15 protein-coding genes are annotated in these 24529 nt (G+C 49.9%); 7 read left to right on the top strand and 8 right to left on the bottom strand.

Annotated elements, in window-relative coordinates; all coding sequences use genetic code 11:
• The first annotated feature begins 86 nt into the window (after window positions 1-86).
• Together D515_RS07150 and D515_RS07145 are read left to right on the top strand one after the other, a co-directional pair.
• Window positions 87-1445 carry a GntP family permease gene (locus tag D515_RS07150; RefSeq protein ID WP_002537416.1) on the top strand — a complete coding sequence of 453 codons (1359 nt, stop codon included), beginning with the start codon at window positions 87-89 and terminating at the stop codon, window positions 1443-1445.
• 21 nt (window positions 1446-1466) lie between these two features.
• Window positions 1467-2606 (top strand): glycerate kinase, encoded by a 1140-nt coding sequence (locus tag D515_RS07145; RefSeq protein ID WP_002537414.1) that lies wholly within the window; start codon window positions 1467-1469, stop codon window positions 2604-2606.
• 76 nt (window positions 2607-2682) lie between these two features.
• Here the strand turns inward: D515_RS07145 and acnB are convergent, their stop codons facing one another.
• Both acnB and D515_RS07135 read right to left on the bottom strand, forming a co-directional pair.
• Window positions 2683-5280 (bottom strand): bifunctional aconitate hydratase 2/2-methylisocitrate dehydratase, encoded by a 2598-nt coding sequence (gene acnB, locus D515_RS07140; RefSeq protein ID WP_002537413.1) that lies wholly within the window; start codon window positions 5278-5280, stop codon window positions 2683-2685.
• 227 nt (window positions 5281-5507) lie between these two features.
• Window positions 5508-7784 (bottom strand): patatin-like phospholipase family protein, encoded by a 2277-nt coding sequence (locus D515_RS07135; RefSeq protein ID WP_002537412.1) that lies wholly within the window; start codon window positions 7782-7784, stop codon window positions 5508-5510.
• A gap of 79 nt (window positions 7785-7863) precedes the next feature.
• On the opposite strand from D515_RS07135, the gene D515_RS07130 reads away from it, so the two are divergent.
• Complete coding sequence (locus D515_RS07130) at window positions 7864-9777, top strand: methyl-accepting chemotaxis protein (protein WP_002537410.1); 1914 nt, start codon at window positions 7864-7866, stop codon at window positions 9775-9777.
• Between the two features lie 59 nt (window positions 9778-9836).
• On the opposite strand, the gene D515_RS07125 is transcribed toward D515_RS07130, so the two are convergent.
• The 6 genes from D515_RS07125 to ampD all read right to left on the bottom strand — a co-directional run bounded on the left by D515_RS07125 (window position 9837) and on the right by ampD (window position 19793).
• The gene (locus D515_RS07125) at window positions 9837-11480 is read right to left on the bottom strand and encodes a methyl-accepting chemotaxis protein (protein WP_002537409.1); all 1644 of its coding nucleotides are present in this window, start codon (window positions 11478-11480) and stop codon (window positions 9837-9839) included.
• Window positions 11481-11855: 375 nt separating this feature from the next.
• Window positions 11856-13286: a dihydrolipoyl dehydrogenase gene (lpdA, locus tag D515_RS07120; protein ID WP_002537408.1), complete on the bottom strand. Its 1431-nt coding sequence runs from the start codon at window positions 13284-13286 to the stop codon at window positions 11856-11858.
• Between the two features lie 209 nt (window positions 13287-13495).
• Window positions 13496-15388: a pyruvate dehydrogenase complex dihydrolipoyllysine-residue acetyltransferase gene (gene aceF, locus D515_RS07115; RefSeq protein WP_002537406.1), complete on the bottom strand. Its 1893-nt coding sequence runs from the start codon at window positions 15386-15388 to the stop codon at window positions 13496-13498.
• A 14-nt stretch (window positions 15389-15402) separates the two neighbouring features.
• On the bottom strand, window positions 15403-18069 hold the full coding sequence (gene aceE / locus D515_RS07110) for a pyruvate dehydrogenase (acetyl-transferring), homodimeric type (protein WP_002537405.1): 2667 nt from the start codon (window positions 18067-18069) through the stop codon (window positions 15403-15405).
• Window positions 18070-18166: 97 nt separating this feature from the next.
• Window positions 18167-18940: a pyruvate dehydrogenase complex transcriptional repressor PdhR gene (pdhR, locus tag D515_RS07105; protein ID WP_002537403.1), complete on the bottom strand. Its 774-nt coding sequence runs from the start codon at window positions 18938-18940 to the stop codon at window positions 18167-18169.
• A 310-nt stretch (window positions 18941-19250) separates the two neighbouring features.
• Window positions 19251-19793: a 1,6-anhydro-N-acetylmuramyl-L-alanine amidase AmpD gene (gene ampD, locus D515_RS07100; protein WP_039849752.1), complete on the bottom strand. Its 543-nt coding sequence runs from the start codon at window positions 19791-19793 to the stop codon at window positions 19251-19253.
• A gap of 204 nt (window positions 19794-19997) precedes the next feature.
• On the opposite strand from ampD, the gene nadC reads away from it, so the two are divergent.
• From nadC to D515_RS07080, 4 genes are all read left to right on the top strand, one after another.
• Window positions 19998-20903 (top strand): carboxylating nicotinate-nucleotide diphosphorylase, encoded by a 906-nt coding sequence (gene nadC, locus D515_RS07095; protein WP_002537400.1) that lies wholly within the window; start codon window positions 19998-20000, stop codon window positions 20901-20903.
• Between the two features lie 222 nt (window positions 20904-21125).
• Window positions 21126-21575: a pilin gene (locus D515_RS26345; protein ID WP_192815498.1), complete on the top strand. Its 450-nt coding sequence runs from the start codon at window positions 21126-21128 to the stop codon at window positions 21573-21575.
• A gap of 4 nt (window positions 21576-21579) precedes the next feature.
• Window positions 21580-23274, top strand: a complete 1695-nt coding sequence (gene pilB, locus D515_RS07085) for a type IV-A pilus assembly ATPase PilB (protein ID WP_002537397.1) — start codon at window positions 21580-21582, stop codon at window positions 23272-23274.
• Window positions 23275-23285: 11 nt separating this feature from the next.
• Window positions 23286-24509, top strand: a complete 1224-nt coding sequence (locus D515_RS07080) for a type II secretion system F family protein (RefSeq protein ID WP_002537396.1) — start codon at window positions 23286-23288, stop codon at window positions 24507-24509.
• The last annotated feature ends 20 nt before the right edge of the window (window positions 24510-24529 follow it).

The following is a 24529-nucleotide window of genomic DNA, read 5'->3' as shown; positions in this document are numbered from 1 at the left end:
AAAACATAGTTTTCATCAATATCAGTCTGGAAAATACACACGATAACAACATAACAAATGCCATTACCCTACAAGGAGACTCACCCATGGAACTCGTTATCGTGTTATTGGTAGCCATCGCCTTTGTGGTGCTATCAACGTCCAAGTTTAAAATTCACCCCTTTCTCGCGTTACTTGGCGCCGCCTTTTTAACGGCCCTACTTTCAGGTTTGCCATTGAGTAGCATCGCTAAAACCATCAGTGGTGGCTTTGGCGGTATTCTGGGATACATCGGTCTGGTGATCATGCTGGGTACCATCATTGGTACCATCCTTGAGCGCTCTGGCGCTGCTATCACAATGGCAGATACCATTATCAAACTGCTTGGTGATCGCTTTCCCAGACTGACCATGTCACTGATAGGTTATCTGGTATCCATTCCCGTATTTTGTGATTCAGGGTATGTGATTCTGAACTCACTGAAACGCGCCATGACCAAGCGTATGGGCGTCTCAGCTGTCGGCATGAGTGTTGCGCTGGCAACCGGCCTGTATGCCACACACACTTTTGTTCCACCAACTCCAGGCCCTATTGCCGCAGCCGGTAACCTCGACCTGACAAACAATTTAGGGCTGGTCATTGGTTTAGGTCTGATTGTGGCCGCAGCAACTGCGTTGGCAGGCCTTGCTTGGGCAAATTATGCATCTTCACGCTACGAGTGTGGTGAAGATGACGAAGTAACAGAGAGTTACGAAACGCTCAAAGCCCGCTATGGGAAATTACCAACAGCTGCTCAGGCCTTCTCCCCTATCTTGATCCCTATAGTCCTCATCTGCCTCGGTTCGATCGCCAATTACCCAAGCGCTCCTCTTGGTGACGGCACATTAAAAACCGCACTGGCTTTCCTGGGGTCACCGCTTAATGCACTGGTTGTTGGTCTATTCATCGCCCTGCCACTGGTGAAAACATCGGAAGATAAACCAACGAAAGGTGAAGCACTGACTGCCCAGGTTTCCGATGCGATTTCTACTGCTGCTCCAATTCTGCTGATCACGGGTGCAGGTGGCGCATTCGGTGCCGTGCTTAAAGCAACAGGTGTGGGGCCTCAACTGGGCGAAACGCTCTCTACTCTGGGCATCGGTCTATTTATGCCATTTATCGTGGCCGCCGCTTTGAAAACAGCGCAAGGTTCATCAACTGTTGCTTTGGTCACCACATCTGCACTGGTTGCACCGATGCTAGGCGACCTAGGATTAGCGACCGAAATGGGACGCGTACTGACAGTGCTGGCAATTGGAGCTGGAGCAATGACAGTCTCACACGCCAATGACAGCTTCTTCTGGGTCGTCACCCAGTTCAGCAAAATGTCGGTGAGCACTGCATACCGCGCGCAAACCATAGCCACCCTGATACAAGGTCTGACGGGTATTGTCACCGTCTATATTCTTAGTTTAATACTTCTGTAATTTGTTTTCTGGAGCCCAAGAATGCATGTCGTCATTGCCCCTGACTCTTATAAAGAAAGCCTGAGTGCCGCAGAAGTCGCTCAGGCCATAGAAAACGGCTTCAAGACCGTTTTTCCTGCTTGGCGTTTCACCACACTGCCCATGGCAGACGGTGGCGAGGGTACCGTGCAATCACTGGTTGATGCCACAGGCGGCAGTATTATTCAAGTCAGTGTCACAGGCCCACTTGGTAAACCCGTTGAAGGCTTCTTTGGCCTACTGGGTGATAGCGAAACCGCTGTTATCGAAATGGCTGCAGCATCAGGTCTTCATTTGCTTCCATCCAAAGAGCGCAACCCTCTGGTAACCACCAGCTTCGGTACGGGTGAACTGATTAAAGCAGCCCTGAACAATGGCGCTAAGCACCTGATTGTCGGTATCGGCGGCAGCTCAACCAACGATGGTGGTGCAGGTATGGCTCAGGCACTTGGCGTTAAACTGTTGGACAAAGACGGACAAGCGATTGGCTTTGGTGGCGGCGCATTGGCAAGTCTTCACACCATCGATTGCAGCGATGTCGACCCCCGCCTCAAGAACGTAAAACTTGAAGTCGCTTGTGATGTCGACAACCCACTGTGCGGTGAAAAAGGCGCTTCGGCGGTTTTCGGTCCGCAGAAAGGTGCGACACCAGAGATGGTCAAAACGTTGGATGCCAACCTTGCTCTCTATGCTGACATAATGAAATCAGAGCTTGGCAGTGATGTAAAAAATAGCGCAGGTGCCGGTGCAGCAGGTGGTATGGGCGCTGCGTTGATGGGGATTTTCCATGCTGATCTGCGCCCAGGTATCGAAATCGTCATGGATGCCGTTAACCTGTCAGAGCAGCTGAAAGATGCAGATCTGGTCATCACAGGCGAAGGCCGTATCGACAGCCAAACCATTCACGGCAAAACCCCAATTGGTGTGGCGCGCTGTGCTAAGCAATTTAATCTGCCAGTCATCGGCATCGCAGGTAGCATCACTCAAGATAGCGTTGTGGTGTATGACCATGGGATTGATGTGTTGTTCAGCGTGGTATCAGGTGCATGTACCTTGGAAGATGCGCTGGCTAATGCCAAAGAGAATGTTGAACTGACCGCTCAGAATGTAGCGAGAACATTGAAGCTAGGCTCTAAGTCCTAATCTCAGGAAATCAGTATCCCCCATAACGAACAAAGCCTCCCAATTGGGAGGCTTTCTTTTATCAGTTATTCAAGCATTAAACCGCTGCTTGGATAATCACTTCGTCCGCTTTCTTGGTGTATTGATCCATGCGGTGGAAGTTCAGGTAACGGTAGGTATCTGCCGCTGTCGCATCAATTTGCTTCGCGTATTCCAGATACTCTTCAACCGTTGGGATACGACCCAGGATAGCACCCACAGATGCCAGCTCAGCAGAAGACAGGTAAACGTTCGCACCTGTACCCAGACGGTTCGGGAAGTTACGGGTAGAGGTAGACAGTACGGTTGCCTTATCAGCAACACGCGCTTGGTTACCCATACACAGTGAACAGCCCGGAGTTTCGATACGTACGCCAGCTCGGCCATAGATACCGTAGTAGCCTTCTTCAGTCAGCTGGTCGCGGTCCATCTTAGTCGGTGGAGCGACCCAAAGACGGGTTTCCAGCGTGCCACCGAATTTATCCAACAGTTTACCTGCTGCACGGAAGTGGCCGATGTTGGTCATACAAGAACCGATGAATACTTCATCGACCTTGTCGCCAGCAACGTCAGACAGCAGACGTGCATCATCTGGGTCATTTGGCGCACAAAGGATTGGCTCGTTGATTTCAGCCAGATCAATTTCGATCACTTCTGCATATTCTGCATCTGCGTCAGCTTCCATCAGCTCTGGGTTCGCCAGCCATGCTTCCATCGCAGAGATACGACGTTCGATGGTACGACGGTCGCCGTAGCCTTCGCTGATCATCCACTTCAGCATCACGATGTTAGAAGACAGGTACTCTGCCACTGACTCTTGAGACAGCTTCACAGTACAACCTGCAGCAGAACGCTCTGCTGATGCATCAGACAGTTCGAATGCCTGCTCAACCGTCAGGTGCTCAACACCTTCGATTTCAAGAATGCGGCCAGAGAATGCGTTGATCTTACCGGCTTTCTCTACGGTCAGCAGGCCTTGCTTGATGGCGTAGTAAGGGATCGCATGTACAAGGTCACGCAACGTGATACCTGGCTGCATTTCGCCTTTGAAACGAACAAGGATTGATTCAGGCATATCCAGAGGCATTACACCTGTCGCCGCTGCGAATGCAACCAGACCAGAACCTGCTGGGAATGAAATGCCCAGTGGGAAACGGGTGTGTGAGTCACCGCCGGTACCTACAGTATCTGGCAGCAACATACGGTTCAGCCATGAGTGGATAACACCATCACCCGGACGCAGGGAAACACCGCCGCGGTTCATGATGAAATCTGGCAGCGTGTGGTGAGTGTTCACATCAACTGGCTTAGGATACGCCGAAGTGTGACAGAAAGACTGCATAGTCAGGTCAGCAGAGAAGCCCAGACATGCCAGATCTTTCAGCTCATCACGGGTCATAGGACCGGTGGTGTCCTGAGAACCGACTGTAGTCATCTTAGGCTCACAGTAAGTACCTGGGCGGATACCTTCAACGCCACATGCCTTACCAACCATCTTCTGACCAAGGGTAAAGCCTTTGCCAGAGTCAGCCACTGGTTGTGGACGACGGAAAACGTCAGATGGCTCCAGACCCAGTGCTTCACGCGCACGGTCTGTCAGACCACGACCGATGATCAGAGGAATACGGCCACCTGCACGTACTTCATCGTAAAGTACGTCAGTTTTCAGGGAGAACGTAGACAGGACGTCGTCAGAGCCGTGGCTGCGAACTTCACCTTTGAACGGGTAGATATCAATCACATCGCCCATGTTCAGCTTGGAAACGTCCAGCTCGATTGGCAGTGCGCCAGCATCTTCCATGGTGTTGAAGAAGATTGGAGCAATTTTGCCACCCAAACAGAAACCGCCTGCGCGCTTGTTTGGAACGTTTGGAATGTCATCGCCCATGAACCAAAGTACAGAGTTGGTCGCAGACTTACGGGATGAACCCGTACCGACAACGTCACCCACGTAAACCAGTTGGTGACCTTTTTCTTTCAGCGCTTCGATTTGCTTGATAGGACCAACTACGCCTGCTTGGTCTGGATTGATACCGTCGCGTTCGTTTTTCAGCATCGCCAGTGCGTGCAGTGGGATGTCTGGACGAGACCAAGCATCCGGTGCTGGTGACAGGTCATCAGTGTTGGTTTCGCCCGTCACTTTAAATACGGTCAGGGTAACTTTTTCAGGAACATTCGGCTTGGAAAGGAACCACTCAGCTTCCGCCCAAGACTCCATCACCTGCTTCGCAAATGCGTTACCCGCTTTCGCTTTTTCTTCTACATCGTAGAAAGCATCGAACATCAGCAGAGTGTGAGAGAGCGCTTTAGCCGAAATTGGTGCCAGTGCATCATCATCCAGCAGAGCGACCAGGGATTCGATGTTGTAGCCGCCTTGCATGGTACCAAGCAGTTCAACAGCGCGCTCTTTGCTAATCAACGGAGAGCTATCTTCGCCCTTCGCGACAGCAGACAAGAAGCAAGCTTTGACATATGCCGCTTCGTCTACGCCTGGTGGGATTCGGTTTTCCAGCAAATCAACGATGGTGCTTTCTTCACCGGCAGGTGGGTTCTTGAGCAGTTCAATTAGGGCTGCGGTTTGCTCCGCATCAAGTGGTTTAGGGACGATGCCCTGAGCAGCACGTTCTTCGACGTGTTTACGATAGGCTTCAAGCACGACGTTTTCCTCATATTGCGGTCCGGCCGTCGCGGCCAGACATCCTTGGAATTAAGCTCGGCTAGCAGGCACCGAATGAAATGTAGGAGGTAACTATCTTTCTGTGGTGCCCTGCATAACGAAGCTGGCATGTTATCACTTTTTAACCAAATTTTAAATTCCAGGCATGGAATGAAACATTTGATTTATCAGTGAGAACGAAGCAGTCACTTCGCCCTCTGTGTCCTTTAGAAGTGGGACCCGACTATAAAATAGAACGAATCGAGATCATTTTCTGTACGACCATAGGCGACAATGATGGGTCCCAATGGTGAATCGACCCCAGCAAATATACTGCCTGCCGTGTAAAACGGTATATCTTTTAGTGAAAAATCTGGGTTGTTCCACACTCCACCGTACTCAAGGGAAGTCCCTAAATACACAGGAGATTTAAACAAACCAAAGTCGTTATCCAGCAGGCGATAGCGGTAAACCAACGCACTGTAAGCGATATTGTTCGCCCAGAGCGAATCCCTTGGAATACCTGACAGGTTCAGAAAGCCCCCAAGCTCGTGAGGTTCAATAAGCACATTCCCGACACGCGAGTTGATGGTGCCGTATTTTGCTTTGCCGTAAAGGGTATGTTTTCGCCAGGTCTGGGCGTAAATCCCTTCCACGTTCAACACTGCCGCTTCGCTTTCTTCGCGATCATCCTGATAATCGACCTTGTCCTTTGCATAACCCAGAGAGGCGTCGATATATCCACCGATGTTTGGAAACACCCTGTTATCCAAGGTATCTAGCGTAAAGGAGAGATAGGGCATCGAACGTTCATAATCGCTCGTCAGGGACAGGCTGTTCGCCAACTTCTCTTCACCATAAACGTGACGGTAACCAAGCTTGAACTCTCCCCAAAGTTTTGGCTGCCAACCTACGCTGGCGTCCCCAATCACTTCGCTGTAGCGAGTACCGATAGCAAAGCTATCACTACCCAATACTGGCTCTTGGTCACCACGGTAATAGGCATTGCGCTCTCTTACCTCCAATCCGCCGAGTATTTCAGCGAAGAAAGTCTGCTCCGCAGAAAACGGTATATACAGCTCGGCTTGGGCTTTCTTGTCAGAGCCCAACTCAAAGGTGGATCGCAGCTCTGCACCATAATCAGACAGCCCTGTGGTATTGATGCTGACACCCGCAGAGAAATTGGTGTCTGACTCGAAGTTATCTTCAAGAGCAAAGCGGAAGTCGACAAAATTCGGCCCCCAGCTCTTTTCGGCCACATCAACGACCAATACGTTTTCCTTGCCTTCCTGTTCAAGGTGGTAACGCACGGTTTCAAAACGGTCGAGGGCGTAAAGATTCTGCACCGATTTCTCGAGGTTTTCGGAATCCATTTTGCCCGTTTGTAGGTTTAGGCGAGCTTTAAGCACTTCGTCAGAAAAACTGGTGTCGTTATTAATCACGATGCGGTCAACGTCCAGCGTATCCCCATAAAGCATCAGTCTGCGGCGCTTTTGTTTCTCTTCCACATACTCCTGATACTCGCCAGAAGTCATGCTGATCCTTTCCAGAGCATCGCGGTTGACCATGGCAATCTCATAGCCTTTCTGCAGCGCTTCCGGCACACGATCAAATTCGGTGGTTTCCATGTCCCCGACATCAGGCGTCAGTAGGAAATCGCCTTTATCCATGTTAGAGATTTGCTTTTCCGTACTCTGGCGAACCATAAAGTTCACCAATTGGTTCATAACCTGAAGGTAAGAGCCAAGCTCTTCCGCTGGGTAATAGTCGGTACTGATATCAACGGCAATAACTATATCTGCGCCCAGTGCTTTTGCCACATCCACTGGCAGATTATTCACGGGACCGCCATCAACGAGATAGTGGCCTTCGAGCTCTACGGGAGGTAACGCCCCCGGAACCGCCATACTCGCCAGCATGGCTTCGGTCAGTTGACCATCACCGATCACCACAGGGATCAGGCGTTCAATGTCTGTGGCCACAGCGCGGTAAGGCACCACCATTTGGTCAAACGATTCAAAGGAAGGCAGATTGCCCGTCGACTCTCGAAGAATACGGATCATATTCTGACCCTGTACAACCCCTTGGGGTGTTTTTAGACTTTTAAAGTCGAAGCCAAGGTTAGTGGAGAGGTTGTAACGATCTTCATGTTCTTTGTCGCGGATGCGCCTATCACCCCGGTAAACCCTGTCTTGATAACCTTCATTCCAATCCAAGGATTCCATCATAGCGCCGATTTCATCCGCGCTCATGCCCGTGGCATAAAGTCCACCTACATAGGCACCCATACTGGTACCGGCAATGTAGTCGACAGGGATATGCATTTCTTCCAATGCCTTAAGCACACCCACGTGCGCCGCGCCTTTCGCGCCTCCCCCACCAAGCACTAATCCAACTGTTGGTCTTTGAGAATTATTTTCCGCAAACGCTAAAGATGCAGACAGCATGGCCGACAACAGAATCACTGCAGTAACCAACCTGCCCTTTAGAAGCCTAATCAACATTTTTTGCTGCCTTGCAATTTTGATGTTCCTTAAAAGCGACACATAACGCCGAGCTCATATCGGCACCACGGAGAAAAGTATGAATTTCACGCGGTTAACTATAAAACAGAAACTCATTTTCGCGATGATCTCAGCGGTTATCGCATCCACCACCCTCGTCAGTTTCCTGAGTCTCACCAAAGCCCACGATATGCTAGAGGCGCGTCTGCTCGACAATGAGCTGCCGCTACTTCTCACCAATATCCGTGAAGAAGTGGAGCAAAGTGTCACCCAACTGAAAGCCGCCGCAGAGCAACTGGCCAGCATGCCAATGATGGCAACCGCCGTTCAGGCTGCGGGAGACCCTCGCGCGAAATCAGATATCGTCGACACCCTTCAGTCACTTAAACAACAATACCAGTTAACGGATGCTTCTGTCGCCAATCGTGCAAACGGTGACTACTGGAACCAGGACGGCTTTCTACGCCAGCTGAAACCAGAAGACAGTTCCTGGTTCTTTAAACTGGTCAGCAGCGGCAAAGCACGCACCACCAGCGTATACCGGGAAGATAACGGCGACCTGAAGCTGTTTGTAAACTACCAACAGCTTAACGGCCCCCTATTGGCTGGTCTGTCCCGCTCGATGGATAAAATGGTCAGCTTTTTGAACCAGTTCAAAGTTGAGCAAAGCGGTTTTGTGTTTATGGTTTCTCGCGATGGTCGTGTGCAATTGCACCGCGACAGTGTCCACATGGGCAACAGTAACATCGCGCAGATGTATCAGGAAAATGTTCGCGACCTGTTAATTCAACGTGACTTTAACCTGATTGAAGCCTCAACTAATGAACGTAATGTTCTGTTGGCCTCCAGCTACATCCCATCTCTTGACTGGTTTGTCGTGGCGGAAGTACCTACCGATGAGGTTTACGATGAGCTTACCAGTACTGCCCAGCAAATTATCCTGCTGTCCGTCTTGGTGTGTGCGCTGATTGCCATAGCAGCCGTTTTCCTTGCATCAACCATCACCCGTCCTATCTCCGATCTGGCGAAAGTTTTCCGCGATATCGGTGAAGGTGAAGGCGACCTCCGCCAACGTCTTGAAGTCAAAGGCAACGACGAAATCGGTCAGCTTGCGCAGGGTTTCAATGGTTTCGTCAGCAAAATCCATCAGGTGGTGGGTGACGTAGCAGCTACCAGTCAATCACTGAACAACTCAGCATCTGTCGTGGCTGAACAAGCACAAATGACCCAGAATCAGAGCCAAAGTCAGCGTGACCGTACCATGTTGGTGGTTACTGCCATTAATGAAATGGGAGCGACGGTAAACGAAATCGCGGCCAATGCTGCCCATGCGGCGGATTCAGCCAACAATGCCGCGAATGAAACGGCGACGGGCCAGAGCGTGGTCATGTCGGCGCAAGATAATATTCAGCAGCTGGCCACTGACATGAACAACATGGCAGAAGTGATCCGCAAACTGGCAGGCAACACTCAGCAAATCGGCGGTATTCTGGACGTGATTCGTGGTGTTTCGGAACAAACCAATTTACTGGCGCTGAATGCAGCGATTGAAGCGGCACGCGCTGGCGAACAAGGACGTGGCTTTGCGGTTGTTGCGGATGAAGTGAGAAGCCTTGCCAGCCGCACTGCGGAATCCACCAATGAAATCCAGACCATGATCGATGATCTGCAGAAAGAAGCGCAATTTGCGGTTGAAGCGATGGAGAACAGTCAACAGCTGACTTTCCAAGGCGCGGATGCCTCACAGAATGCCTCTTCAGCGCTGATGCAAATCAACGAGCAAATCGTCCTGATTTCAGACATCAATACTCAGGTGGCGACAGCGACGGAAGAACAATCTACCGTTGTTGCAGACATCAATCGCAACATCGAAGACATTAACGAAACTACCCAGCAAACCGCAGATACTGCTGAGAACATGGCGCGTGCCAGCGATGAATTGCGCGAACTTTCGCATACACTCGATGAACTGGTAAAACGCTTTAAACTTTAAGCGTTGCCAACAAAAAGCAAAAAACGCCGCAATTGCGGCGTTTTTTTGTGCGTGAAAACTTAGACTCTGAAAGCGCCAACCACACTGTCGAGTTGTCGGCTTCTTTGCGCCAGATTCAGGCACACACCTTCCACTTCTTCCAGGTTATCGTGCACTTGCTTACCGTTTTCCACGATACCGTGAATGTTGCGGTTAATGTCTTCCGAGACTGTCTTTTGCTGAGAAGACGCTGCTGCAACCTGACTGTTCTGGTCATTGATGGTCACAATCATGGTGGATACCGCATCCAGGTATTCGGAGGTTTGCTGGATTTGAGAAACGGTCTTCTGACTCGCTTCGCTGCTCTCATCCATAGCTACCACGGCATTCTTGGTGCCTGTTTCAAGACGCTCAATCATTTCGCGGATCTCTTCCGTACTTTGCTGGGTCTTGTTCGCCAGCACACGCACTTCATCGGCAACAACGGCAAAACCTCTGCCCTGTTCTCCCGCACGTGCCGCTTCAATCGCTGCATTCAATGCCAGCAGGTTGGTTTGTTCCGCGATACCACGGATCACGTCGATGATTGACGCAATGCTGTCGACATCATTGTTCAAGGTACCAATGGTCGATTGTGACTGCTCAATACGCTCACGAAGAGACGCCATCGCGCTCACAGTGCTCGCAAGGCTATCCTGCGCTGCGCCCACTTCCTGCGTGGCAGTATGAGTCGCTTCTGCTGCTTCCGAAGCGTTTTCGCTGATCTGGAAGCTGCTGGCACTCATTTCCTGCACCGCAGCGGCGATCATGTCGCTTTCACGTTGTTGACTTTCTGTTTGTGTCACACTGCTTCGCATCGCCGTTTCAATCTGCTCTGTTTGAGCACGGACATCATGAGAAGCATCAACAACCTGCTTAATACTGGTTTGTATCTTGCTGACAAATTCGTTAAATGCGTTGCCAAGTTGTCCAATCTCATCCTGCGATTGCACCGACAGTCGCTGCGTCAGATCGCCGTCTCCAGAAGCAATGTTTCTCAGTGCTTCCAACATTTCATTCATTGGCTTCATCAGCATTCGGGACAGCACTATCCCGCCAACCAGGGCCAAAATAAGCGCAGCAAGCGTGCCACCAACAATCAAACGCTCAGCACTGATCGTGGACGTAGCAATCTCGCCGGATACGCGTTTGCTTGCCGATTCAATCGCTTTTTCAAGGATTTTTATGTCATTACGAAGGCTTGCAAAGTCACTTGAAAGCGCTTGGTGCTGTTGGGCATAGCGCGCTTTTACTGTTGAAGGATCACTGATGAGCAACTCAAGCTCATCTAGCCAACGCTCTGTATTCTGCGTTAGCCGATTGAGCACTGCCTGTAAGGAACGATCAACAATGCCCAAATCAATCAAAGATTGGAATGACTGCATACGCTTTACTGCTAGCGGAGCATTTTCAAAAAATTCAAACTGTTGCGATTTAACGGTTTCTGGCGATACGCCTCGCGCCAGTAAGCCTTCTAAGCTTCCCATTGATTGGTAAAGATCTCGATAAGCATCTTCGATGTCAGTGAATGTGGGTTGAAGCTGCCCATTAAGCTCTTCGTTGAGCGTAATTTGCCTTTCAAATGTCTGATAGGACGCCACTAGGACGCTGGTAAAAATGGTACTGACAAACGCAAGCGGTATAAATAGCTTGGTCTTGAACGAGAGTTGGCTAAACGCAAACATGGGGACCTCAAACTGCAAAAACGGTTGATAGATATTGTTGATAAAGCAAAAAGTAGGGCTGACAGAAAAGCTGTATTGAACACAACTCTGTCAAAAAGGGGAGCCAAAAGGCTTACGCTAAATCAGACAAGCACACGATCAATGTCCGCAATATTATGCGTTTTTTCAATTATTCAGAAACATTATCAAACACTTCTTTGACCTAATCGAAATAAAAGTACACTGACCTTTTAAAAGGTTCAAGGCTGGTTCAAAAAGGACTAACATCAAGTTGTTACAGGTGCATAGTAATATCAACACAAAGCCTATGTTACTGTTCACTAAGAATAAAAAAAGCGCCTCCTAAGAGACGCTCTTCAATTCAAGAATCAGAAATTATTTTTTCTTCTTCACCGCTTTCGCGTTTGGCAGGTCAGTAATCGTACCTTCAAACACTTCCGCAGCCAGACCAACAGACTCGTGCAGAGTCGGGTGAGCGTGAATGGTCAGTGCGATGTCTTCAGCATCACAACCCATCTCGATAGCCAGACCGATTTCGCCCAGCAGTTCGCCGCCGTTGGTACCAACAATCGCACCACCGATAACACGGTGAGTGTCTTTGTCGAAGATCATCTTTGTCATACCGTCTGAGCAGTCAGACGCGATTGCACGGCCAGATGCAGCCCATGGGAAGGTAGCAACTTCGTAGTTGATGCCTTGTGCTTTCGCTTCTTTCTCAGTCAGACCAACCCAAGCCACTTCTGGCTCAGTGTACGCAATAGATGGAATCACTTTCGGGTCGAAGTAGTGCTTCTTACCAGCGATAACTTCAGCTGCTACGTGACCTTCATGAACACCTTTGTGAGCCAGCATTGGCTGACCTACGATGTCACCGATCGCGTAGATGTGCGGTACGTTAGTACGCATTTGCTTATCAACGTTGATGAAGCCACGCTCATCAACTTCAACGCCAGATTTCTCAGCGTCCAGCAGTTTACCGTTAGGTACACGGCCGATAGCAACCAGTACTGCATCGTAACGCGTCGGCTCAGCAGGTGCTTTCTTGCCTTCCATCGTTACATAGATGCCGTCTTCCTTCGCTTCAACCGCAGTCACTTTGGTTTCCAGCATCAGGTTGAACTTCTTGCTGATACGCTTGGTGAAGACTTTAACGATGTCTTTATCTGCTGCTGGGATAACTTGGTCGAACATCTCAACCACGTCGATTTGAGAACCCAGCGAGTGATAAACAGTACCCATCTCCAGACCGATGATACCGCCACCCATAACCAGCATTTTCTCAGGAACTTCTTTCAGTTCCAGTGCATCGGTAGAGTCCCAGATGCGTGGATCTTCATGCGGGATAAATGGCAGTTCGATTGGGCGAGAACCCGCAGCGATGATTGCGTTGTCGAAGTTAACAGTGGTCGCGCCATCTGCACCTTCAACCACGATGGTGTTAGGGCCGGTAAATTTACCGTAGCCATTAACCACGTTCACTTTACGCATCTTAGCCATGCCGCCAAGACCGCCAGTCAGTTGGTTAACAACTTTCTCTTTCCATACGCGGATTTTGCTGATGTCTGTAGTTGGTTCGCCAAATACAACACCGTGATCAGCCATCGCTTTTGCTTCTTCGATAACTTTCGCTACGTGCAGCAGTGCTTTCGATGGGATACAACCCACGTTCAGACACACACCACCCAGCGTGCTGTATTTTTCTACCAGAACGGTGTCCAGACCCAGGTCTGCACAGCGAAACGCCGCTGAATAACCTGCAGGACCCGAACCCAGTACGACGACTTGGGCTTTGATTTCTTTACTCATTCTGACCTCGTTGTAGTCTTATATCCCTGACTAAGAGTTTTATTATCTTGGACCATTTGTTTCACTGCGCGGTACATCTAGCCTCGCATTTGGCCTGACAGTTTACAGCCCTGTTAAAAAGCTGAAAAATAAAAACCCATAGCCTGTGAGCTGTACATCAAATCAGCGTTCGCCATATGCAGACGAACGCTGATCGGGGGAGTGTTGCCTTACAGTACCAGACGGCGAATGTCTGACAGACACTCGTTCAGGTAAGTAATGAAACGTGCACCGTCTGCACCGTCGATCACGCGGTGATCATACGATAGAGACAATGGCAGCTGCAGGCGAGGCGCAAATTCTTTGCCGTTCCATACAGGTTTCATTTCTGACTTAGACACACCCAGGATTGCAACTTCAGGCGCATTCACGATTGGCGTGAATGCAGTACCACCGATGCCACCCAGGCTGGAAATAGTGAAACAGCCACCTTGCATGTCAGCTGCGGTCAGCTTGCCAGCACGTGCTTTCTTCGATACTTCCATCAGCTCAGAAGACAGCTCATAGATACCTTTCTTGTTCACATCTTTGAAGACTGGAACAACAAGGCCGTTTGGCGTGTCTACTGCGATACCAACGTTAACGAATTTCTTCAGGATCAGGCTCTCACCGTCTTCAGACAGCGAAGAGTTGAACGTTGGGAATGCTTCCAGCGCTTTCGCAACAGCTTTCATGATGAACACCAGTGGGGTGATCTTCATGCCAGTGTCTTTCTTCGCTTCGATAGCATTTTGTTCTTTACGGAATGCTTCCAGCTCAGTGATGTCAGCGTTGTCCCACTGAGTCACGTGAGGGATCATTACCCAGTTACGGTGCAGGTTCGCGCCAGAAATCTTCTTGATGCGAGAAAGAGGTTGAACCTCAGTTTCACCGAACTTGCTGAAATCAACTTTCGGCCAAGGCAGAAGACCCAATGCAGCGCCGTCACCTTTACCAGAAGCAGAAGCCGCCGCACCAGATTCCAGACGCTTAAGCGCATCTTTCACATAGTTCTGAACGTCTTCTTTCAGGATACGGCTCTTACGGCCTGTACCTTTCACTTTCGACAGGTTAACGCCAAACTCACGAGCCAGGCGACGAACAACTGGAGACGCGTGAGCGTACTCGTTGTTTTCCTGGAAATCACCGGTTGCTGCTGGCGCAGAAGCTGCTGCAGGTGCCGCCGCAGGAGCTGGAGCCGCTGCAGGTGCAGATGCTGCTGGCGCTGCCGCCGCTGGTGCTGCGCCAGCCACTTCAAACACCATGATCAACGAGCCAGTAGACACTTTATCGCCTGCTGCTACTTTGATTTCTTTCAGTACGCCTGCGAATGGTGCAGGGACTTCCATAGAAGCCTTGTCACCTTCGACAGTGATCAGTGACTGCTCTTCTTCGATGCTGTCGCCGATTGCTACCATGATTTCGGTCACTTCGACTTCGTCACCACCGATGTCCGGAACGTGAACTTCTTTCACGCCGCCAGCGACTGGTGCTGCCGCAGGAGCTTCTGCTGCTGGAGCCGCTGCAACTGGTGCTGCGCCTGAACCTGCAGTCTCGAAAACCATGATCAGTGAGCCGGTAGACACTTTGTCACCCGCTGCTACTTTGATTTCTTTCAGAACACCAGCGAAAGGAGCTGGTACTTCCATTGATGCTTTATCGCCTTCAACAGTGATCAGAGATTGCTCTTCTTCAATGCTGTCGCCAACCGCTACCATGATTTCAGTGACTTCTACTTCGTCGCCACCGATATCTGGTACGTGAACTTCTTTCAGCTCAGCCGCTGCTGCTGGAGCAGGTGCCGCTGCTGGAGCGGCTTCTGCTGCAGGAGCAGGTGCAGCTTCAGCTGCACCCTCGGCTTCGAAAATCATGATCAGAGAACCGGTAGAAACCTTGTCGCCTTCTGCGATTTTGATTTCTTTAACCACACCGGCCTGTGATGCAGGTACTTCCATCGACGCCTTGTCACCTTCAACGGTGATCAGCGACTGATCTTCTTCAACTTTGTCACCAACGCTAACGAGGATCTCAGTAACTTCAACCTCATCGGCACCGATGTCTGGTACGTTAATTTCGATTGCCATTTGATATATGCCTCTTACGCGTACAGTGGGTTCACTTTCTGAGTGTCGATACCGAACTTCTCAATGGCTTCAACAACCACTGATTTCTCGATGTCACCACGCTTCGCCAGTTCAGTCAGCGCAGCAACGACTACGTAGCCAGCGTTAACTTCGAAGTGACGACGCAGGTTCTCACGGCTGTCTGAACGACCGAAGCCATCAGTACCCAGCACGCGGTAAGACTCAGCAGGAATGAACGCACGAACTTGGTCCGCGTAGTTCTTCATGTAGTCAGTCGCAACGATAGCAGGCTCAGTACCCATCACTTGTGCAATGTATGGGACTTGCGCGTCTGCCATTGGGTTCAGCATGTTCTGACGATCACACGCCTGGCCATCACGTGCCAGTTCGTTGAAAGACGTCACGCTGAATACGTCAGATGCGATGCCGTAATCCTTGCTCAGGATGTCAGCCGCTGCACGTACTTCGTTCAGGATGGTGCCTGAGCCCATCAGCTGAACTTTCGCTTTGTCACCCGCGTAGGCTTCCAGCTTGTAGATACCCTTACGGATACCTTCTTCAGCGCCTTCTGGCATTGCTGGCTGCGCGTAGTTTTCGTTCATCAGCGTCAGGTAGTAGAACACGTTCTCTTGCTTTGGACCGTACATGCGACGGATACCGTCTTGCATGATCACTGCAACTTCGTAAGCGAAAGTTGGGTCATAAGAGATACAATTAGGAACGGTACCCGCCATGATGTGTGAGTGACCATCTTCGTGCTGAAGACCTTCACCGTTCAGCGTTGTACGACCTGCAGTTGCACCCAGCAGGAAGCCACGTGCTTGTTGGTCGCCAGCCATCCACGCCATGTCGCCAACACGTTGGAAGCCGAACATTGAGTAGTAGATGTAGAACGGGATCATTGGCAGATCGTTGGTGCTGTATGATGTTGCCGCAGCAACCCATGAAGACATTGCACCCAGTTCGTTGATACCTTCTTGCAGTACCTGACCTGACGTTGCTTCTTTGTAGTAAGAAACGATGTCGCGGTCTTGTGGGGTGTAGTTCTGGCCGTGCGGGTTGTAGATACCGATTTGACGGAACAGACCTTCCATACCAAAGGTACGCGCTTCGTCCGCAATGATTGGAACGATGTTCTTGCCCACGCCTTTGTCTTTCAGCAGCACGTTTAGTGCACGTACGAAAGCCATGGTGGTAGAGATGTCACGCTTTTGCTCTTCCAGCAGAGGTTGGAACGCGTCCAACTGAGGCAGAGTCAGTTCTTCAGTGAAGTTAGGCAGACGCTTAGGCGTGTAACCTTTCAGCGCTTGACGACGAGCGTGCAGGTACTGGTGCTCCGCAGAACCTTCTTCCAGTTTCAGGTAAGGCAGTGCAGCAACGTCTTCGTCAGACAGCAGGTCTTGCAGACCCAGGCGGTCACGCAGGTGCAGAACATGGGTCATATCCATTTTCTTAACCTGGTGCGCAATGTTCTTACCTTCAGCTGCTTCACCCATGCCGTAACCTTTAACGGTCTTAGCCAAGATCACTGTTGGGCGATCTGAAGTTTCTTGTGCGTTTTTGAATGCTGCGTACAGCTTCGACGGCTCGTGACCACCGCGCTTCAGCGCGAAGATCTCTTCGTCAGTCATGTCAGCAACCAGTGCTGCAGTCTCTGGGTATTTGCCGAAGAAGTGTTTACGAACGTAAGCACCATCTTTTGCTTTGAACGTCTGGTAGTCACCGTCAACGGTTTCATTCATCAGTTGAAGCAGTTTACCGGTGGTGTCTTTCGCCAGCAGTTTGTCCCAACCGCTACCCCAAACAACCTTAACAACGTTCCAGCCAGCACCTTTGAACAGACCTTCCAGTTCTTGGATGATCTTGCCGTTACCCATTACTGGGCCGTCCAGGCGCTGTAGGTTACAGTTGATCAGGAAGCACAGGTTATCCAGCTTCTCACGAGCTGCGAAAGAAATCGCGCCGCGTGATTCTGGCTCATCCATCTCACCATCACCCAGGAATGCGTATACGCGCTGGTTGGTAGTGTCTTTCAGACCACGACCGTTCAGGTACTTCAGGAAACGAGCTTGGTAGATAGCAGAGATTGGACCCAGACCCATAGATACGGTTGGGAACTGCCAGAACTCAGGCATCAGTTTAGGGTGTGGGTAAGAAGAGATACCTTTACCGTCTACTTCCTGACGGAAGTTATCCAGTTGCTCTTCAGTCAGACGACCTTCAACGAATGCACGCGAGTAGATACCCGGTGAGATGTGACCTTGGTAGTAAACCAGATCGCCACCGTCCACCTCGTTAGGTGCGCGGAAGAAATGGTTGAAACAGGTCTCGTAGAATGCAGCTGAAGATTGGAAAGACGCCATGTGGCCGCCCAGTTCCAGATCTTTCTTAGATGCGCGCAACACGATCATAATCGCGTTCCAACGAATGATAGAACGAATACGACGTTCCAGGTTTACATCACCCGGGTATGCAGGCTCTTTGTCTGCTGGGATGGTATTCACATAGTTGGTGGTGATGCCAGTTGGCATATCAACACCGTCAAGGCGCGCCTTTTCCATAACTTGCTCAAGCAGGAACTGGGCACGTTCTACACCTTCTTCACGAACGACTGATTCAAGAGCTGCTAGCCACTCTTGGGTCTCTAGTGCGTCCACGTCATTTTTCATGACTTCAGACATGGCGATCTATCCTTTCGTTGATTGACTCGTACAAAACTAATGTTGTCGCAGCTGAAAAAAACGGTTCCTGACAACTCCTCAAAGCTGTCGGGATCCGCTATTCCAACTCGTCCTTGCGTTGCTGTATCCGGCGAAGAGAACGTTCAATTCGACTCTCCTCACGGCCCAGATCCAGCAGGGTTTCCTCGATAAAGGCCAAATGTGCATGCGATGCCTGGCGGGCTTTTTCCGGCTCACCAGCGGTAATCGCCTGAACAATATTGGCTCTGTGCTTGGTTACTTTCGCGACGACATCTTCACGTCGGTTCAGTAACTCAAAGTTTTGCAAAATGTTTTGCTCCAGCAATGGCGCCAGACTGCGCATGATATGCAGTAGAACCACGTTATGTGATGCCTCGGTAACGGCAATCAGGTATTTCATAACGGCGGCGGCTTCGGCTTTTAAATCACCAAGCTGCTGGGCTTCGCGAATGCTGTCGTGGCATGCACACACTCGCTTTAAATCTTCATCAGTTCCACGTAACGCAGCGAAATACGAGGAGATACCTTCCAGCGCATGACGGGATTCCAGCAAATCAAGCTGGCTTTCAGGGTGGTCAGCCAGAAGGCCAATCAAAGGCTCGGAGAAACGCTGCCACAAGCGCTCACTCACAAAGGTGCCACCACCTTGTTTTCTATTAAGGAGTTTTTTGGCTTCTAATCGCTGAATCGCTTCTCGGACGGAGGGGCGGGAAACATCAAATTGCTTCGCCAACTCGCGCTCTGGCGGCAGTTTTTGCCCAGGCGAGAGGGTTCCTTCCAGAATTAGGCTTTCAAGCTCTTTCTCAATAACGTCAGATAGTTTGGGTTGACGAATCCGTTGTATAGCCATCGTTTTATTATTTATTTGGCGCCGGAGTTCCTGCGCGTCCTATCCCATTTCCTGGCCTTGTAAATTGGTAAGACCAATTACCAAACACATAAAAAGTTACCAGAATGCGGCTTTAGTGTCCACCGTAAACTTGATTTAAGTCATAGAAGTTACAATTAGATGTCGCGCATTTATTAATCAATGGAGATGTAATGGTCAGACCAATTATTTTGGTCACGGTTGGAATTCTGTGCGCTCAGTCTCAAAGTCGTTTCAGGTGGTGTAGCAAATCGTCAACACACCTTTACGCACATTCCCCCCACTTTTTGACCTAGAGGAGCGCTTTAAACTTCTTCCAATGAAATGCCTGACCGGGGTCGGTTTTTCTTCCTGGTGCAATGTTCTCATGGCCAGAAATACGCTCAGGAGTAATTGCGGGATAGTGCTTCATGATGGCGCGAGATATATCCGCTAATGAAACGTACTGCGCTTCTGTGTATGGCAAGTCATCTGTCCCTTCAAGCTCAATACCAATCGAAAAATCATTGCACTGCTCACGGCCTTCAAATGATGACACCCCAGCATGCCAAGCTCGTTGATTGAAAGGAACAAATTGCACCACCCTGCCATCACGTTTTATCAGGCAATGGGCTGAGACCTGAACATTGCGGATTTCATCAAAGAAGGGATGCGCTGTAGAGGTGAGTTTTCCCTGAAAGAAATCTTCGATATAGCTCCCACCAAATTCACCCGGCGGCAAGCTGATGTTATGTACCACCAGCAGCGAAATGTCTTCCTCGACCGGGCGCTCGTTAAAGTGAGGTGAAGGAACATAACTGGCACTATCCAACAAATGATTGGTGATGGTTAACATTGAAAACTCGCCAAAAACAGCAAACAAGAAACAGGTCTTTGACTATTTTAACTCGTCATCCGCCAAAACAGGCACAACTTTCTAACGAATCGACATACAGAGAACTCACCTCTTACCTCGCAAATTTCCCCTGCCGACGGTAAACTTGCATCCATCACTCAGGGCCAACCTGTATTAAACCGAACTCACTGTGATGGAACCACCATGTCCGATCTTTCAAATACTTCACGCGTCCACGATAGCCAAAGCCGTATCGCCTATCTCAAAACACACCTTGAAGAAGATGTGGTTCGCTGCGTTACCGATACCTTGAAAGAAGACTTGGGCGGTGAGATTAATGCGGACAATGATATTACAGCCAGCTTGATTGCTGCCGACACCCAAGGTGAAGCCACCATCATCACCCGTGAGGCTGGTGTATTTTGCGGCCGAGTATTCGCTGATGAAGTTTTCCGCCAGCTTGGCAGCACGGTCACTATCGACTGGAAAGTGGAAGACGGTGATAAGGTCGCGCCAAATCAGGTGCTTTGCGAACTGAAAGGCCCAGCCCGCACCCTGCTGACTGGCGAACGCAACGCGATGAACTTTATCCAGACACTTTCCGGCTGTGCCACAGAAACTGCCCGCTATGTAGCGAAAATTGCTGGCACCCAAACCCGCCTACTGGATACCCGTAAAACCATTCCAGGACTTCGCAACGCGCTGAAATATGCCGTTTCCTGCGGCGGCGGTTTTAATCACCGTATTGGTGTTTATGACGCCTACCTGATTAAAGAAAACCACATCATTGCCTGCGGCGGCATTCAGGGCGCGGTAGAAACGGCGAAGAAGTTAAACCCTGGTAAACCGGTTGAAGTGGAAACTGAATCGCTGGATGAGCTGCAGCAGGCGATTGATGCAGGAGCAGACATCGTGATGCTGGATAACTTCACCACCGACATGATGCGCCAAGCTGTGGAGCTCAACAAAGGGAAAGTCGCGCTTGAGGTTTCCGGCAATGTTACCCTTGATACCATCCGCGAGTTTGCAGAAACCGGAGTGGACTACATTTCAGTCGGTGCATTGACCAAACATATTCGCGCCATGGATTTATCGATGCGCCTTAAGTAACTTATTAATATCAAAACATTAATTGATAAAAGCAGGCATAACGCCTGCTTTTTTATTTCGCGCTTCACATTAAAGTAATTGATTAACAGGTCAATTACAGAAAAGACAATCCACCACTCGAAACCCGAATTTTATCTGCTGTTTTCCCCTCTCCATCCGCCGTATCTTGGAACCACTTTAAGCGCACAGTTGCGTATATGAATTAATCGGAGAGTAATGGACATGAAAAAGCAAAAGGGTTTTAGCTTAATTGAGCTTCTGATTGTGGTAGCGATTATTGGCGCACTGACAGCAATCGCTGTACCAGCCTATGAGAGCTACACGAAGAAATCAGATGCTACTGCTGGCGTTGCGACACTTAAGTCACTGCTAACAAACATTGACTTGTACACTCAGGAAAATACTTTCCCAACAAACGACACGGCTAATTGGAATGCACTAGGTGCTGCAACTGATATGACTGCGCTTGGAACCTTAGAGCTTGCTCAAGTAACAACTGGAACAGGTGACGACGCAAAACTCACAGGAGGAACTATTACCCTTGAGTTTGGTTCAAATACCTCTCTAAATGGTACAGAAGTACAATACGAAAAATCTGCTACTGGTTGGAAATGCGTTCACAATACTGGCGTTGAAGACCTGAAAAGTTGTACCGCTGGGACACCAAAATAATCATATGCTTCAAAACCTTGCTGTAACTCTGCGTAGGGCAAAATACCTTTCCCCTGCGCAAGAGCAAGATGTCACAGCAAAGATAGAAGCCGAAGGTGTAAGCACACCTTCGGCTTTGCTTGCTTTAAAAATCCTATCAAGCGAAGAACTAGCCAAAGCCGTTTCTGAAATTTTTGGCGAAACTTTACAGGACATTAAGCAGTTTTCCTGGGAAGCCACTAACGCGACACTGAATCAAAAAGACTTGGTGCTCTCTTCCCAGTGCATTCCGCTAGAAATGCGCAACCAGCAACTGCTGTTAGGAATTAGTGACCCCACCCGTATTGATATTCAGGATGATTTCCAGTTCGCCACAGGTTATTCAGTTAATCCCGTACTGTTGGAACATGCCCAAATTGAAGGGGCAATCCGACGGCTTTATGGTAAGAATGTCGCGGAGAGAATTCGGACCAACAGCGTCACAGACTCTGAACTAGAGGCGCTGAGTAACAGCATCGACGACATTGCTGAAAACGAAGACCTGTTTTCTGACGATGCACCTGTCAGTCGCTATATCCAACAAGTTTTGATGGATGCTGTCCGTAAACAAGCTTCCGATATCCACTTCGAACCTTTCGAGCAAAGCTACCAAATCCGTTTCCGTTTAGACGGCATTTTGCAAACCCACAGCACCCCACCAGCCGGTATTTCGCGGCGACTTTCGACACGGTTAAAAATCATCGCCAAGCTGAATATCGCTGAGCGTCGTCTTCCACAAGACGGACGGATAAAGCTGAACCTTTCCGAAGATAAGTCCATCGATATGCGCGTTTCTACCCTACCTACGCTCTGGGGCGAAAAGGTGGTGTTGCGGATTTTGGATGGTGGCAGTGTGGCGTTAGATATCAACTCTCTCGGTTATAGTGCGCAACAAAAACAAGATTATCTGAATGCGCTGAATCGCCCGCAAGGGATGATCTTGATGACAGGCCCTACAGGGAGCGGGAAAACCGTCTCTTTGTATACCGGCCTGAAGTATCTCAATACCGCTGATCGCAATATCTCTACCGCTGAAGACCCGGTTGAAATCAACCTGCCCGGGATCAATCAGGTCAACATCAACAACGATATCGGGTTGGATTTTGCCAAAGCGTTACGCGCCTTTCTCCGTCAGGATCCAGATGTGGTGATGGTCGGCGAGATCCGTGATTTGGAAACCGCAGAAATCGGTATCAAGGCTGCACAAACTGGTCACTTGGTATTGTCGACTTTGCACACTAATTCAGCGGCGGAAAGTGTCACCCGTTTGGCAAATATGGGCGTTGCTGCCTACAACCTTGCCGCTTCACTCACCTTGATTATCGCCCAACGCTTAGGGCGTCGACTTTGCCCACATTGTAAAGTGCCACATGACGCCGATGACCATCACCTGACAGCGCTTACCCAACACTACCCATCGCTCAAACCTGAGCTGGTTTATCAAGCCTCACCGGAAGGGTGCAATCACTGCAACCATGGCTATCTTGGCCGCGTCGGTATTTACGAAGTGATGCCAGTCAGCAGGGAATTGGCAGAAGCGATTGGTAACGGCGCGTCAGCTTCCCGCATAGAAACCCTTGCCATGGGCAATGGCATGTTAACGCTGCAATTATCCGGCATCGAAAAACTCAATGAAGGCATCACCAGCCTTGCAGAACTGCAACGCGTGATCAGTCTTTAAAAGGAAATATCATGGCCACCAGTCCCAATAAACTTTTCTCTTATCAGTGGCGCGGCGTCACCTCCAAAGGCGCCAAAGTAAAAGGTCAAACGCTGGCATTTTCAGAGCAGGAGGCCAGACAATCCCTCCAGGAGCAACACATCCGCTTGGAGAAAATTAAAAAACGCTCTCCGTCCTCTTGGGTTCGACGCAGAAACTCGGCGACGGCGAAAGATATCACCCTGTTTTCGCGCCAAATGGCAACCATGCTGGAAGCGGGTGTGCCACTGGGAGAAACGCTGAGACTGCTAAAAGCCAGCGCGAAGAAAGCGGAAATGAAGCTGATCATCAGCCAGATTTACAGCCACATTGAAGCGGGCTCCTCACTGGCGCAATCGATGAAAGCGAGCTCACCTCTGTTTGACCAGTTTTACTGCGATTTAGTTGCTACCGGTGAACAAACCGGTCGATTGGAGCAAATCTTTGCGCGCATTTGTGTCTATCGCGAGAAGAGCGAGGAAACGAGGGCGAAAGTGGTTAAAGCGATGATCTATCCTTCGATAGTCTGCGTTATCGCCATAGCCGTGACCATCGGCATGCTGATCTTCGTGATCCCAACTTTCAAAGATGTGTTTTCTTCTTTCGGGGCAGAACTCCCTTGGTTTACCCAAAAGGTGTTAAACGTATCAGATGCGATTCGGGACTACGGGCTTTATATGCTGGTTGTACTCATTCTGGTTGTTGCCGCCTTCAAAGGCTGCGTGAACAAAAGCTACAGTTTCCGGCTGAAAGTCAGCAAGTTCTCACTGCATATTCCTGTGATTGGGGATGTATTAACCAAAGCCACCATTTCTCGTTTTACCCGTACGTTGGCGACCACCTTCAGTGCAGGTATTCCTCTCCTCAATGGCTTGTCTGCCGCAGGGAAAACGGCCAATAACAGCCACTTTAAAATGGTTATCGAAGAAGTGCACAAGCAAACGTCTGGTGGCCGCCCTCTTCACCGCTCCATCAAGGAAACCGGAGAGTTCCCGGACATGATGATCCAGATGGTGATGATCGGAGAAGAGTCTGGTGCGCTAGATGACATGTTGAACAAGGTTGCCGGCATCTATGAGGCCGACGTCGATAACACGGTCGACAATCTCGGTAAGATTCTCGAGCCGATGATCATTGTCACTTTGGGCCTGCTTATCGGCTCACTGGTGGTGGCGATGTATCTTCCGATGTTCAATCTAATGAGTGTGATGGGCTAACGCCTCCGACCCTTCTCTGT

The organism is Grimontia indica (assembly GCF_000333895.2).
GTDB classification, from domain to species: Bacteria; Pseudomonadota; Gammaproteobacteria; order Enterobacterales; family Vibrionaceae; genus Enterovibrio; species Enterovibrio indicus.
This window is presented reverse-complemented; position numbering and strand designations above follow the sequence as displayed.